We start from the raw sequence: 13,885 nt of genomic DNA on the forward strand, positions 1-13,885 counted from the left end.
GGCAGCCAATGACGACATCTGCTGTCCGGTTTCTTTTCGGGCATTCCGGGTGCGTCGTCCCGCCCGAGCCCCGATGCTGGTGGCGTGATGGACGAGACCGAGTTCTGGGAGATCATCGACGCCACCCGTGAGGAGGCCGAGGGTGATGCCGAGGAGCAGGCCGATCTGCTCGTGGAACGGCTGACCCGGCTGGATCCGGAGACGGTGCTCGACTACGCACGCCATTTCGAGGCCCGCTTCAACCGCGCCTACCACTGGGACGTGTGGGGCGCGGCGGCGGTCCTGCTCGACGGGCGGGGCGAGCGCGAGGAGGGTTTCGACGCCTTCCGCTGCTGGCTGATCGGCCAGGGCCGGGAGGTGTACGAGGGCGGCGTGGCGGACCCGGACGAGCTCGCGGAGCTGCTCGACGAGTTCGATCCGGAGCTGGACGGGGACGGCGAGGAGCTGGGTTTCGCGGCGGACGAGGCGTACGAGACGCTGACCGGGACGGAGACCCCGGACCTGGGTCTGGTGATGCCGACCGGGGAGCCGGAGGGCGTACCCCTGGACCTGTCCGACGAGGCGGCGCTCGCGGAGCGGCTGCCCCGGCTGTGGGAGCGGTTCGGGGCCGCGTAGGCCCCGGCGGGGACGCCGGTCCCGGCGGGGACGTCGGTCCCGGCGGGGACGTCGGTCCCGGCGGGGACGTCGGTCCCGGCCGGCCGGGAGCCGGCTAGCTGAGCGAGCGGCCCATCAGGACGTCGTCGACGGGGTGCCCGTCGAGGACGAACTCGCCCGGCAGCACGCCCTCCACCACGAAGCCCTCGGCCTCGTAGAGCGCGCGGGCCGGGACGTTGTGGCCGAGGACCCGCAGGGTGACGCGGGTGGCGCCGTCGGCACGGGCCTTCACCAGGGCGGCGCGCAGCAGGGCGCGGCCCACCCCCTGGCCCCGGGCCGCGTCGGCGACGGCGAGGCCCTGGATCTGGCGGACGTGGGCGTTGGAGTCGAGCGGGGTCGGCCGGCCGATCCGTACGTATCCGAGCAGGGCGTCGCCCCGCTCGGCCACCAGGTGGTCCTCGGGCCGGTGGCGCTCGCCGAAGAAGGGCGGGTACGGCTCCGAGGGCGCGGGCAGCACCGCGTGGAGCGGGGACCAGGTCTCCCGGTCCAGCAGGCCAAGCGGCTCGGCGTCGCCCGGGAGGGCCGCTCGGATCACGAAGGTCTCCGGCTCGGTCATGCAGGCCACTCTGCCACGCCCGGAGCCCACCGGGCAGGATGGGCGCATGCAGCCTTCCGCCATCCGCAAGCGTGTCGCCGTCACCGGGGCCTCCGGGCTCATCGGGGCCGCCCTCGTCCGCTCCCTGCGCGCCGACGGGCACGACGTCCTCCGGCTCGTCCGCCGGCCCGCCAGGACCGCCGACGAGGTCGAGTGGGACCCGAAGCGGCTGTACGTGGACGGCGCCGGGCTCGTCGGCGTGGACGCGGTCGTGCACCTGGCGGGCGCGGGCGTCGGCGAGCGGCGGTGGAACGAGGCGTACAAGCGGGAGATCCGGGACAGCCGGGTGCTCGGCACCACCGCGATCGCCCGGACCCTCGCCGGGCTCGCCGAGCCGCCCGAGGCGCTGGTGTGCGGCACCGCCCTCGGCTGGTACGGCGACACAGGCAGCCGCGCGGTGGACGAGAGCGCCCCGGCCGGCACCGGTTTCCTGCCGTCGGTGTGCGTGGAGTGGGAGGCCGCGGCGGCACCCGCCGAGGAGGCCGGGATCCGCGTCACGTACGCCCGCACCGGCCTCGTGGTGGCCCGTCAGGGCGGCGCGTGGGGGCGGCTCTTCCCCCTCTTCAGGGCGGGGCTCGGCGGGCGGATGGGCGACGGGAGCCAGTACTGGTCCTTCATCTCGCTCCACGACGAGGTCGCCGCGCTGCGGCACCTGATGGACACCCCGTCGCTGTCGGGTCCGGTGAACCTGACGGCCCCCGAACCGGTCACCAACCGCGAGGTGACCGCGGCGATGGGACGGGTGCTGCGCCGCCCCACGCCCTTCCCGGTCCCCGCGCCCGCCCTGCGGCTCGTCCTCGGGGACTTCGCGGACGACGTCCTCGGCAGTCAGCGGGTGGTCCCGGCGCGGCTGCTCTCCTCCGGCTTCTCCTTCGCCTTCCCCACCATCGACGCCTCGATCCGGGCCGCCGCGGCCCGCTGAGCGGGGCTCCCGCGCCCCCTGCGCTCCCCCCGTGCTGCGGCAAGCCCGCTGTGCGCGGGCCCGTGCCGTGGGAGCGCTGCCTAAGACTTGGTCCGTTGTTCCCGTAGGGATACGGATTGCAGCCGGGGCGGTTCCCGAGCTGTCCGGCGTGGTCGCCCGGGGGCGGCTCATCCGGGGTCGCTCGGGGCGCTGGTCCAGCGTTCGGGGAGCAGAGGTACGGCCTGGGCCGTACTGCCGCGTGATTCGTGCCGGCAAGCCGGTGACGAACACGATGCGGTTGACTCCCTCAGGGCGTCTTCTCGCCCTGTCCCTTGCGGGACTTGACGATCGTACCGGAATCGCGGAACGCCTTTCAGCCTCGGTGCCCACCAGTCGACACGGATCGCGAACCCGGGTATTCCGGGGGCCTGTTGGGGGCATAGGCCACCAACAGGCGGCGCAGACCTGGGGAGGGGCACGTGCTCAGTACCGGACGCAGCGCACAGCAGGCACAGCAGGCACCAGGGGCACAGCGGGCACCGCACGCGGCGGGCTCGCCGTGGCACGGGGGCGCCGACGGCCTCGGGGACGTGGACGTCGTCGTCGTGGGCGCGGGGGTCGCGGGGCTCACCGCGGCCCGGCGGCTGACCGGGGCGGGGCTCTCGGTCGCCGTCCTGGAGGCCGAGCCGTTCGTCGGCGGACGGCACGCCACCACCGCGGCCGACGGCTTCCTTCTCGACCGGGTGGGCCGGCCGCTCACCCTCTCGCGGGAGGAGCTGCGGGCCCTGCCGGGCCTCGACGGGGTGGTGCCGCGCCCCTTCGCGCCCGGGGTGATCGTCCACTCCGACGGGCGGTACGCGCGCTGGGGCGCCCCGCACCCGCGCCGCTCCGGCACGCACCGGAGCGTGGGGGGAGCGTTCACCGTGGCGCGCGCCCTCGCGAGCGCCCCCCGGCATCCGGTGGCCCCGCTGGACCAGGCCCGGCTCGGCGCCTCGCTGGTACGGCTCGCGGCCACCCCGACGCAGCGGATCCTGGCCCGGCCGGAGCGGACCGCCCGGGAGGCGCTGTCGGGCCGGCTGCCCGCCCGGACCGTGCAGGGGGTGCTGCGGCCGCTGGTCGCGGCGCTCCTCGCCGATCCCGACCTGGCGGTGTCGAGCCGCCGGGCCGACCTGGCGCTGCGGGCCTTCGCCCGGGGCCGGGTCTCGGTGCCGGAGGGCGGGACGGGCGTGCTCCCCGAGCGGCTGGCGGCGCTGCTTCCTGCGGGCACGGTACGGACCGGGGTCCGGGTCACGGAGGTGTCGGCGGCCCGGGTGACGACGGCGGAGCACGGCACGGTCGGCTGCCGGGCGGTGGTCCTCGCGACGGGGGCGCGGACGGCGGCCGGCCTGCTGCCGGGCCTGCGGGTCCCGGCGTACCACCCGGTGACGGTGCTGCACCACACGGCTCCGGTGGCGCCCACGGCGGATCCGGCGCTCTTCGTGGAGTCGGACCGGGGCGGGCCTGTGGCGCACACGGCGGTGATGAGCGCGGTGGACCCGACGCGGGCCCCGGCGGGCCGGCCGCTGATCACCTCGACGGTCCTCGGGACGCCGCCCGACGACACCGAACGGCGGGTCCGCAAGCACCTGGCGGCGCTCTACGGCACCTCGACGGACGAGTGGGAGCTGCTCGCCCTGCACCACACGCGGGACGCGGTCCTGGTCACCCCGCCGGGGTACGACCCGTGCCGCTCGGTGCGGCTCCTCGCGGGCCTGTACGTGTGCGGCGACCACCGCGCGGCGGGAACCCTGCGCTCCACGCTCGCCTCCGCGGAGCGGGCCGCGGGCGCCGTCCTGGCGGACATGGGCCTGCGCCCGGCGCCCGTGGAGGAGACGGAGGAGGCCGCTTGAGGCCGGGCCCGTCTCAGCCGAGGGCGGCGACCCGGTCGCGGTAGGTGCGGACGGGCGGGGCGTCGCGGTAGGGCTCCAGGCGGCGCTCGAAGTCGCGGACGTACTCGAGGGCGCGGGCGGAGCGCATCTCGGCGGCCTCCTTGGCGGCCTCGGCGCCCAGCGCGCACGCCTGGTCCAGCTCGCCGAGGGCGAGCCGGGCGGTGGCGAGGACGACCCGGCAGAAGAGCCGGCTGCGGGCGTAGCCGGGGGCGCGGAGCTGCAGGGACCGCTCGGCGTGCAGGGCGGCCGGGCGGTACTGCTGGAGGTCGCGGTGGCAGTGGCCCAGCTCGTCGGCGAGCTCGGCCTCGTCGAAGGGGCGGGCCCAGGAGGGGACCTCGTCGCCCGGCCGGGCGGACTCCAGGGCCCGCTCGGCCCGGACGAGGGAGGCGCTGCACGCCCGCGCCTCGCCGAGGACGGCGTGCCCGCGGGCCTCGACGGCGTGCAGCATCGCCTGGACGACGGGGGGCGCGGCGGGCCCGACGCCCTGCTGGGCGACCCGGGCGAGCTGCACGGCCTCGCGCCCGTGGCCGAGGTAGACGGCCTGGCAGCTCATGGTGAGGAGCACGTACGAGCCGTACGCGCGGTCCCCGGCGGCCTGGGCGAGGCGCAGCGCCTGCACGAAGTAGCGCTGGGCGAGGCCGTGGGCGGCGATGTCGTACGAGGTCCAGCCGGCGAGCCGGGTGAGGTCGGCGGCGGCGGCGAAGAGGCGCCGGCCTGTGGTCTCGCCGTAGGTGCCGCGGAGCATGGGCTCGGCCTCGTGCTCCAGGTAGCGGACGAGGGCCTGGCGGGCGTGGCCGCCGCCGTAGGCGTGGTCGAGGGTGCGGAAGAGCTCGCCGACGGAGCGGAGGGCGGCGATGTCGCCGGCGGTGACGCGCTGGCCGGGGCCGCGTTCCGTACCGCCGCGCTGGCGGGGGACGGAGTGGCGGCCCTGGGACGGGACGCGGGGGTCGGGGCGGGCCGGGGCGCCGGGGCGCGCCACCGGGGCGGGGGGCGGGGTGCCGCGGGCGACCCGGTCGTCGGCGCGGCCGATGAGCCAGTCGCGGCTGGGCACGACGAGTCCTGCCGGGGTGAAGGCGATCTTGCGGAGCTCGGCGTGGCTGCCGGAGTCCTTGCGCCAGAGCCCGCTGACGATGTCCACGGCCTCCTCCGGGGTGGCGGCGAACTCCAGGCCCGCGTAGACGGGCGCGCAGGCGTCGAGACCGAGGTCCTGGGCGGAGAGCCGGCGGCCGAGCCGGCGGGTGAAGACCTCGGCGATGAGGGCGGGGGTGGTGCCGCGTGGCTGCTGGCCGCGCAGCCAGCGGGTCACCGAGGTCTTGTCGTACCGCAGGTCGAGCCCGTGCTCCAGACCCAGCTGGTCCACCCTTCGGGCAAGCCCCGCGTTGGAGAACCCGGCTTCGGCGATGAGCGCGGCGAGCTGGCGGTTCGGGACGCGCTGCGGTGGTCGTTCCGTCATCGGCTGTGCGGTCTCCTGCCTTCCGGGCGCAGGGGCAGCCCGTTTCGACCCTCATGGAACGGCGTGAATGTAGCGGTCATCCCGCCCCGGACCAGCAGCTTCGCCCCACATTCATCCGATCGTGTGAGGAACCGGAACCCTCGTTGTCGCCCGGCGGTGACGGAAGCGCCCTCCGCCTGCGGGCTCCACCTGCCCGAAGGGTTCGCGCCGCGCCGCCGTACAGTGGCAGGGGCGCGTACAACGCAGGGTGCCGGGCCGGCTCCCGCCCCGGGACGATCCCCGGAACCCGGCCGCGGACACCCAGGAGGAGGCATGGCCGTGAGTGAGCTGCAATTCGTCCGCCTGGGCTTCGGCGAGGACGCCGTGGAGTACCAGGCGGCCTGGGACAAGCAGCGCGAGGTGCACGCGGCGCGGTTCGCCGACGAGACCGGCGACACCTGTCTGCTCCTGGAACACCCGCCGGTCTACACGGCCGGCCGGCGCACGGCCGAGAGCGAACGCCCGCTCGACGGGACCCCGGTCGTCGACGTCGACCGCGGCGGCAAGATCACCTGGCACGGCCCCGGCCAGCTCGTCGGCTACCCGATCCTCAAGCTGCCCCGCCCGGTGGACGTGGTCGCCCACGTGCGCCGCCTGGAGGAGGCCCTGATCCGCACCGCCGCCGAGTTCGGCGTGGCGACCACCCGGGTCGAGGGACGCAGCGGGGTGTGGGTCCTCGGCGACCCGGTGGAGGAACGGCCGTCGCTCGGCGGCCTGTCGCTCGACTTCGACCCGCGGCTGACGGACGAGGAGTTCGACCCGCGCCTGAACGGCCCCGAGTACGCCCCCTCCAACGCCGGCCAGCGCCGCGAGGACCGCAAGCTCGCCGCCATCGGCATCCGCGTGGCCAAGGGCGTGACCATGCACGGCTTCGCGCTCAACGTGAACCCGGACAACGCCTGGTTCGACCGGATCATCCCGTGCGGCATCCGCGACGCGGGCGTGACCTCGCTCGCCAACGAGCTGGGCCGCGACATCACGATCGACGAGGTCCTCCCGGTGGTGGAGCGGCACCTGCGCGACGTACTGGAGAACGCGGAACCGAAGCCGCGGGAGATCGAACGGGCCTCGGCCTGAGGAATGCCGGGCTCTGGCCATGGGTTGGCCAGACGTAGCAAGGCATGGAAGCAACGGGCGTACCCTGGTGTGCGCCGAAGAATCGAAGCTACAGGAGCCGATGTGTCCGCAGTCGCACCCGACGGACGCAAGATGCTGCGCCTGGAGGTCCGGAACGCCCAGACCCCCATCGAGCGCAAGCCCGAGTGGATCAAGACCCGCGCGAAGATGGGGCCCGAGTACACCAAGATGCAGAGCCTCGTGAAGAGCGAGGGCCTGCACACGGTGTGCCAGGAGGCGGGCTGCCCCAACATCTTCGAGTGCTGGGAGGACCGCGAGGCCACCTTCCTCATCGGCGGCGACCAGTGCACCCGGCGCTGCGACTTCTGCCAGATCGACACCGGCAAGCCGGAGGCCCTCGACCGCGACGAGCCGCGGCGCGTGGGCGAGTCGGTCGTCACGATGGACCTGAACTACGCCACCATCACCGGCGTCGCCCGCGACGACCTGGAGGACGGCGGCGCCTGGCTGTACGCCGAGACCGTGCGCCAGATCCACCAGCAGACCGCCGAGCGCGCCGCGGGCCGCACCAAGGTCGAGCTGCTGGCCCCCGACTTCAACGCGGTGCCGGAGCTCCTGAAGGAGGTCTTCGACTCCCGCCCCGAGGTCTTCGCGCACAACGTCGAGACGGTCCCGCGGATCTTCAAGCGGATCCGCCCCGGCTTCCGCTACGAGCGCTCCCTGGACGTCATCACCCAGGCCCGTGACTACGGTCTGGTCACGAAGTCCAACCTGATCCTCGGCATGGGCGAGACCCGCGAGGAGGTCAGCGAGGCGCTGAAGCAGCTGCACGACGCCGGCTGCGAGCTCATCACCATCACCCAGTACCTGCGCCCCTCGGTCCGGCACCACCCCGTGGAGCGCTGGGTGAAGCCGCAGGAGTTCGTGGAGCTGAAGGAGGAGGCCGACCAGATCGGCTTCTCCGGCGTGATGTCGGGCCCGCTGGTCCGCTCCTCGTACCGCGCGGGCCGGCTGTACCAGCAGGCGATGGAGCAGCGCAGCCGAGCCGGAGCGTAGGTCGCGGGTCCTCCCCCAGAGCTGCCTCTGGGGGTGCCCCCAGAGGGACGGGGGCGGGCACGCGGCCGGAGCGGTGGCGAGGCGGAGCGCGACCACAGGCGCCGAGAAGCGGGGCGCGGTGGAGGCCACGCAGGCGGTGTGATCCCGATGTGAATCGCCACACAGGTGATTACCAACCGGTAATACATACCGAGGAGCGGCCCGTACGGCCCCGCAGCTCAGCGGGGCCGTACGGGCCGCTCCCGCGTCCGGGGGCCCGGCATCAGCGTTTCATCAGTGTTTGACCGCCGGGTCACGCCCTGGTAACACCGTTCTGTGAGCATGGTTCCACGCACCGCCACCATCCGCTCCCTCCCCCACCTCGTCTCATCCGCGATCGAGAGAGGACCCCTCATGCCGGCCGCAGCCGCGTCGACGCATGTACGCCTCCGTGCCCTCCCGTCCGTCACCGGCACCCTCCGGGCCGTCGAGGCGCTGCTCCTGGGCGCCGGACAGCGCACCGCCCGCCGCAACGCCTGGACCTCCGTCCTGGAGGACCGCCGCCGCGCCAAGGACCGCATGGAGGCCCAGCACGTCCTGGAGGGCGCGTCGGGCCGGACGTCGCGGGCCACGTAGACTTCAAGGCATGGCGAGGAAGGCAAACACGGGCGGCGCTGACGCCGCGACCCCCGGGCGACTGAAGCAGATCGCCCTCACGTACAAGATGACCCGGAAGGCCGACCCCAAGGTCGGGCTCGTCGTCGCCGGCGTGGGCATCGTCGTACTCGGTGTCCTCCTCGGTATCGGCTTCCTGATCGGGCACCCGGTCTACCTGGGCATCCTGGGCTTCGTCCTGGCGCTCCTGGCGATGGCGATCGTCTTCGGACGGCGCGCCGAGCGGGCGGCCTTCGGACAGATGGAGGGCCAGCCGGGCGCCGCCGCGGCGGTGCTGCAGAACATCGGGCGCGGCTGGACCGTGACCCCCGCGGTCGCGATGAACCGCAACCAGGACGTCGTGCACCGCGCGGTCGGCCGCCAGGGCATCATCCTGGTCGCCGAGGGCAACCCGAACCGGCTGAAGCCCCTCCTCGCGGCCGAGAAGAAGAAGATGGCCCGCATCCTGGTCGACGTGCCGGTGACGGACATCATCGTCGGCAACGACGAGGAGCAGGGCCAGGTCCCCCTCAAGAAGGTCCGCACCAAGATGCTGAAGCTGCCCCGGCTGCTCAGCGGCCCCCAGGTGACGGCCGCCAACGACCGGCTGCGGGCGATGGGGGATCTTATGAGCAACATGCCCCTGCCGAAGGGGCCTATGCCCAAGGGCATGCGGATGCCTCGCGGCGGGAAGATGCGCTGACCGGCGCAGAGAGCACGTGCGAAGGGCGGTGCCCCGGACCTCATGGTCCGGGGCACCGCCCTTTGTCTGCGCTCCGTCTGTACTCCGTGCGGAAGGTGGGACTCAGAGGTCGCGGCTCAGACCCGGATCTGGACCGCGCCGGAGAAGCGGTCGTGGAGGCCGCGGCCGTCGCGGTCCCAGATGAGGGCGGGGATCGCCAGGCAGGTGAGGGCCGCGCGGAGGAGGGCTCGGAGGGGGGAGAGGCGGCCGCCGTTCACCGAGACGACCCGCAGGCGGAAGAGGAGCTTTCCGGGGGTGGCGCCGACGGTGCCGATGGTCAGGGTCATCAGGACGAAGAGGACGAGCAGGGCCCAGTTGCCGGTCGCCTGGCCGTAGCCGTCGGTGAGGAGACCGTATGCGATCAGCATGCACAGGCCCCAGTCCACGGCAAGGGCGCCGAGGCGGCGGCCGGGCCGGGCGATGGAGCCGGGGCCCTCCTCGGGGAGGCCGAGCTGCTTCCCGCGGTAGCCGAAGTCGACGCCTGCTTGCTCCGCCGCGGCACGGGGGCCGGAGAGCCACGATCCGAGTGCTTGCCTGTTGTCCACCCGACCACCGTACTGCGCCCGTTTTCGATCACTTCGGTCCGGGTGCGGCCGGGGCGCGACACGGGCGGGCCGCGGCCGCCCCGGTTAACTTCGACGAAACAAATGGGTCATGCTTGAGAAATCCCGGCTGCCTATGGTCGGGTCCGAGCGTGTGGCACCGCACCGGCCGCATCACCGAGCTGCAACCCCGCCCCTCCCCGGGCCGGGAGTAGGAGGAGTTGGATGTCCAAGCACGGGTTCCAGAACGCCGACGAGATCGCGAAGTTCATCAAGGACGAGGACGTCAAGATGGTCGACGTCCGCTTCTGCGACCTTCCCGGCGTGATGCAGCACTTCTCGATCCCGGCGACGGCCTTCGACCCGTCCGAGGAGCTGGCCTTCGACGGCTCCTCGATCCGCGGCTTCCAGGCCATCCACGAGTCCGACATGGCGCTGCGCGCGGACCTCTCCACGGCGCGCCTGGACCCGTTCCGCCGCGACAAGACGCTCAACATCAACTTCTTCATCCACGACCCGATCACGGGCGAGCAGTACAGCCGTGACCCGCGGAACATCGCGAAGAAGGCGGAGGCCTACCTGGCCTCCACCGGCATCGCCGACACCGCGTACTTCGGTCCCGAGGCGGAGTTCTACGTCTTCGACTCGGTCCGCTTCGAGACCTCCGCGAACCAGGGCTTCTACCACATCGACTCCGAGGCCGGCGCCTGGAACACCGGCAAGGAGGAGGACAACCGGGGCTACAAGGTCCGCTACAAGGGCGGCTACTTCCCGGCCCCGCCGGTCGACCACTTCGCCGACCTGCGCGCCGAGATGTCCCTGGAGCTGGAGAAGGTCGGCCTCCAGGTCGAGCGCCAGCACCACGAGGTCGGCACCGCCGGTCAGGCCGAGATCAACTACAAGTTCAACACGCTGCTCGCCGCGGCCGACGACCTGATGCTGTTCAAGTACATCATCAAGAACGTCGCCTGGCGGAACGGCAAGACCGCGACCTTCATGCCGAAGCCGATCTTCGGCGACAACGGCTCGGGCATGCACGTCCACCAGTCGCTGTGGTCGGGCGGCGCCCCGCTCTTCTACGACGAGGCCGGTTACGCGGGCCTGTCGGACACCGCGCGCTACTACATCGGCGGCATCCTCAAGCACGCCCCGTCGCTGCTCGCCTTCACCAACCCGACGGTGAACTCGTACCACCGCCTGGTGCCGGGCTTCGAGGCGCCGGTCAACCTGGTCTACTCGCAGCGCAACCGCTCCGCCGCCATGCGCATCCCGATCACGGGCTCGAACCCGAAGGCCAAGCGCGTCGAGTTCCGCGCGCCGGACCCGTCCTCGAACCCGTACCTCGCCTTCTCCGCCCTGCTCCTCGCGGGCCTCGACGGCGTCAAGAACAAGATCGAGCCCATGGAGCCGATCGACAAGGACCTCTACGAGCTCGCCCCCGAGGAGCACGCGAGCGTCCCGCAGGTCCCGACCAACCTGGAGGCCGTCCTCCGCGCCCTGGAGGAGGACAACGAGTACCTCCAGGCGGGCGGCGTCTTCACCTCCGACCTGATCGAGACCTGGATCGACTACAAGCGCACCCACGAGATCGCGCCGATCCAGCTCCGTCCGCACCCGCACGAGTTCGAGCTCTACTTCGACCTCTAAGCCGCGGCTGCCGCCCGAGGCTCCTGGCGAGGCCCGTCGTCCCCTTCCGAGGGGGCGGCGGGCCTCGCCTTTTCCTTCTGCCCAAGATCACGGGAAGGCGAACAGCTGACGAACTCTCGTATGTACTTACGAGTAGGGTGTTCACGCTCCGCGACCGATCGATAGCGTGTCGTCGTCGCTGCCGCCACACCCGGAGCACAGGGCTCCGCTGGGACTAGCTGGCGCGATGAGGAATGCCGAACGTGACTCAGGCGGCTTTCGCCCCTGCAGAGACGCTCCGACTCCAGCCGTACACCGACCACTGCCGCGTCATCGCCGACGAGGGCGCGCACGTGGTCATCGGCGTCTCACCGGGGAACAGTTATTTCACCGCCCAGCGACTGCGCGAGCTGACGCGCTGGGGTACGGACCACTTCGATCAGGTCGATCTCGTCTACACCGATCTGCATGTCGCCGACATGTACGAGGCGCTGGGGTACGGGGCCGACGAGGCGCGACGGAAGGCCGTCAAGAACCTGCGGGGGGTGCGGGCGAAGGTCGGGGCGGCCGCGGCGGAGGCCGATCCCGCGGGGGTACGGGTACGGGCCCGGGGGATGTCCGAGTTCGCGGACGTCCCGGCGTACCGGGAGCTGCACCGCACGGTGCTCGACGCGGTGGCGGCGGACCCGGTGGTGCGGGAGACCTGCGACGCGCTGACCGGGATCTTCCTGGCCGGGAAGCTGGCGCCGGGGCAGCGGCCCGACGAACGGCAGCGGGAGGTGTGCCGGGCGTACATCTGCGCCGAGGTGCCGCTGTTCCTGGACACGCCCGCGATCCTCGGGGTGCCGTCCTCGCTCAACTGCTACCACCAGGCGCTGCCGCTGGCCGATCTGCTGTACGGGCGGGGGTCCGGGCTCCGGGCCTCGCGCAACCAGGGCCACGGCATCCTCACCCCCGTCGGAACGTCCCTTGAAGGAGCCGCGTGATGAGCGTCGCCGTCGAGACCGAGACCCTGCCGGCCTTCCCCTTCGACTGGGACGGGACCCGGCTGCCCGCCGAGATCGGCGCGCTGCGCGCCGAGCCGGTGCGGAAGGTCCGCACGATCGCCGGGGCCGAGGCCTGGCTGGTCTCCTCGTACGAGCTGTGCAGACAGGTCCTGGAGGACCCGAGGTTCAGCCTGAAGGACACCTCGGCGCCGGGGGCGCCGCGGCAGTACGCGCTGACGATCCCGCCGCACGTGGTGAACAACATGGGCAACATCACCGGGGCCGGGCTGCGCAAGGCCGTGATGAAGGCGATCAACCCGAAGGCGCCCGGTCTGGAGGAGTGGCTGCGGGCCCGGGCCGGCGCCCTGGTGGACGCGCTGGTCGCCGACGGGGCGCCCGGGGAGCTGCGGAGCGCGTACACCGATCCGTACTCGGCGGGGCTGCACTGCCGGATGCTGGGCATCCCGGAGGAGGACGGGCCGCGGCTGCTGCGCAGCCTGGACGTGGCCTTCATGAACGCGCCGCGCGAGATCGAGGCGGCCCGGCTCAACTGGGACCGGGACATCGCCTACATGACCGAGCGCCTGGACGATCCGGCGACCGGCGGGCTGATGGCGGAGCTCGCGGCGCTGCGCGAGGACCCCGACTACGCGCATCTGACGGACGAGATGCTGGCGACGGTGGGGGTGACGCTGTTCGGGGCCGGGGTGATCTCCACCGCCGGGTTCCTGACGATGGCGCTGGTGTCGGTGCTGACCCGGCCGGACGTGCGGGAGGCGCTGACCGCCGGCGGCGGGGTCGCCGGGGCGATGGACGAGCTGCTGCGGGTCAATCTGTCGATCGGCGACGGGCTGCCGCGGCTCGCCCTGGAGGACGTGCGGCTCGGCGAGGTCGACGTACGGGCCGGTGAGCTGGTTCTGGTGCTCGTGGAGGCCGCGAACCACGATCCGGAGCGTTTCCCCGATCCGCTGGTCTTCCGGCCGGACCGGGAGAACGCCTCCGACCACCTCTCCTTCGGTGGCGGATCGCATTACTGCCCGGCGACGGCGCTCGGCAAGCGGCATGCCGAGATCGCCCTGGAGACGCTGCTCGACCGGCTGCCGGGGCTGCGGCTCGCGGTGCCGGTCGAGCAGCTGGTGTGGCGCACCAACTTCATGAAGCGGCTCCCCGAACGGCTGCCGGCGGCCTGGTGACGGGCTCGGCCTGGTAGCGGGCGAGGTCCGACGGCGCTGCCCGGTCCCCGTCCGGACCGGGCAGCGCCGCTGCCCTCAGCGGCTGTAGCGGATGAGGGTGCGGACCATGCGGCAGGTGGTGTCCGAGGGCGGGCGGATGCCTATGCGCTCGGCCATGGTGCGGATCGTGGCGTTGGTGGCCTTCGACGGGACGTAGACGCCGGCGTCGAGGAGGGCGATCGTGAGACGCATGGCCTTGAGGCGGCGGTTGTGGGTGACGTACCACTCACGCGGGCGGCCCGCCGGGAGGGGCTTCTTCTGGAGCGGCGTGAAGGGTTCGATGGACGGCCTGCGGATCACGGCTGCTGCCATGGGCTACCTCCTGGCGAACGGTGGCGGGGGCCCTCCCCGGGGCCCTTGCCTTCAGCTTCCATTTTAGGTTCTCGCACTGACAATCGGCCCTGGTCGGACGGGGTCCGGG

The 13,885-nt window shown here is 72.9% G+C and carries 14 protein-coding genes; 10 read left to right on the forward strand and 4 right to left on the reverse strand.

The genetic code is table 11. From position 1 onward, the window contains the following. Positions 1-87 precede the first annotated feature (87 nt). On the forward strand, positions 88-615 hold the full coding sequence (locus QK442_RS01430; RefSeq protein WP_282692047.1) for a DUF4240 domain-containing protein: 528 nt from the start codon (positions 88-90) through the stop codon (positions 613-615). Between the two features lie 94 nt (positions 616-709). Here the strand turns inward: QK442_RS01430 and QK442_RS01435 are convergent, their stop codons facing one another. Next, positions 710-1,210: a GNAT family N-acetyltransferase gene (locus tag QK442_RS01435; protein ID WP_282691886.1), complete on the reverse strand. Its 501-nt coding sequence runs from the start codon at positions 1,208-1,210 to the stop codon at positions 710-712. A gap of 46 nt (positions 1,211-1,256) precedes the next feature. On the opposite strand from QK442_RS01435, the gene QK442_RS01440 reads away from it, so the two are divergent. Both QK442_RS01440 and QK442_RS01445 read left to right on the forward strand, forming a co-directional pair. Continuing rightward, positions 1,257-2,171 carry a TIGR01777 family oxidoreductase gene (locus QK442_RS01440; RefSeq protein WP_282691887.1) on the forward strand — a complete coding sequence of 305 codons (915 nt, stop codon included), beginning with the start codon at positions 1,257-1,259 and terminating at the stop codon, positions 2,169-2,171. Between the two features lie 569 nt (positions 2,172-2,740). Beyond that, complete coding sequence (locus QK442_RS01445; RefSeq protein WP_282692048.1) at positions 2,741-4,039, forward strand: NAD(P)/FAD-dependent oxidoreductase; 1,299 nt, start codon at positions 2,741-2,743, stop codon at positions 4,037-4,039. A gap of 13 nt (positions 4,040-4,052) precedes the next feature. Here QK442_RS01445 and QK442_RS01450 read toward each other — a convergent pair whose 3' ends face one another. Next, positions 4,053-5,531 carry a regulator gene (locus tag QK442_RS01450; RefSeq protein WP_282691888.1) on the reverse strand — a complete coding sequence of 493 codons (1,479 nt, stop codon included), beginning with the start codon at positions 5,529-5,531 and terminating at the stop codon, positions 4,053-4,055. Positions 5,532-5,849: 318 nt separating this feature from the next. On the opposite strand from QK442_RS01450, the gene lipB reads away from it, so the two are divergent. The 4 genes from lipB to QK442_RS01470 all read left to right on the forward strand — a co-directional run bounded on the left by lipB (position 5,850) and on the right by QK442_RS01470 (position 9,039). Further along, a complete protein-coding gene (lipB, locus tag QK442_RS01455; RefSeq protein WP_282691889.1) occupies positions 5,850-6,647 on the forward strand; it encodes a lipoyl(octanoyl) transferase LipB in 798 nt (265 codons plus the stop codon). A gap of 102 nt (positions 6,648-6,749) precedes the next feature. Continuing rightward, complete coding sequence (gene lipA / locus QK442_RS01460; protein ID WP_282691890.1) at positions 6,750-7,703, forward strand: lipoyl synthase; 954 nt, start codon at positions 6,750-6,752, stop codon at positions 7,701-7,703. A 393-nt stretch (positions 7,704-8,096) separates the two neighbouring features. Further along, a complete protein-coding gene (locus tag QK442_RS01465) occupies positions 8,097-8,318 on the forward strand; it encodes a hypothetical protein (RefSeq protein WP_282691891.1) in 222 nt (73 codons plus the stop codon). Positions 8,319-8,328: 10 nt separating this feature from the next. Beyond that, positions 8,329-9,039 carry a DUF4191 domain-containing protein gene (locus QK442_RS01470; protein ID WP_282691892.1) on the forward strand — a complete coding sequence of 237 codons (711 nt, stop codon included), beginning with the start codon at positions 8,329-8,331 and terminating at the stop codon, positions 9,037-9,039. Between the two features lie 116 nt (positions 9,040-9,155). On the opposite strand, the gene QK442_RS01475 is transcribed toward QK442_RS01470, so the two are convergent. Then, on the reverse strand, positions 9,156-9,623 hold the full coding sequence (locus QK442_RS01475; RefSeq protein ID WP_282691893.1) for an RDD family protein: 468 nt from the start codon (positions 9,621-9,623) through the stop codon (positions 9,156-9,158). A gap of 222 nt (positions 9,624-9,845) precedes the next feature. Here QK442_RS01475 and glnA point away from each other — a divergent pair, with 222 nt between their 5' ends. From glnA to QK442_RS01490, 3 genes are all read left to right on the forward strand, one after another. Continuing rightward, entirely contained in the window at positions 9,846-11,267 is a 1,422-nt protein-coding gene (glnA, locus tag QK442_RS01480; RefSeq protein WP_282691894.1) for a type I glutamate--ammonia ligase, read from the forward strand. A 233-nt stretch (positions 11,268-11,500) separates the two neighbouring features. Then, positions 11,501-12,232 (forward strand): tRNA-dependent cyclodipeptide synthase, encoded by a 732-nt coding sequence (locus QK442_RS01485; RefSeq protein WP_282691895.1) that lies wholly within the window; start codon positions 11,501-11,503, stop codon positions 12,230-12,232. Further along, on the forward strand, positions 12,232-13,425 hold the full coding sequence (locus QK442_RS01490; RefSeq protein WP_282691896.1) for a cytochrome P450: 1,194 nt from the start codon (positions 12,232-12,234) through the stop codon (positions 13,423-13,425). The genes QK442_RS01485 and QK442_RS01490 overlap by 1 nt, the downstream gene beginning before the upstream one ends. A 75-nt stretch (positions 13,426-13,500) precedes the next feature. Here QK442_RS01490 and QK442_RS01495 read toward each other — a convergent pair whose 3' ends face one another. Then, positions 13,501-13,776: a hypothetical protein gene (locus QK442_RS01495; RefSeq protein ID WP_282691897.1), complete on the reverse strand. Its 276-nt coding sequence runs from the start codon at positions 13,774-13,776 to the stop codon at positions 13,501-13,503. Positions 13,777-13,885 lie beyond the last annotated feature (109 nt).

The sequence above is a fragment of the Streptomyces sp. CC208A genome, from assembly GCF_030010625.1.
Lineage (GTDB): Bacteria > Actinomycetota > Actinomycetes > Streptomycetales > Streptomycetaceae > Streptomyces.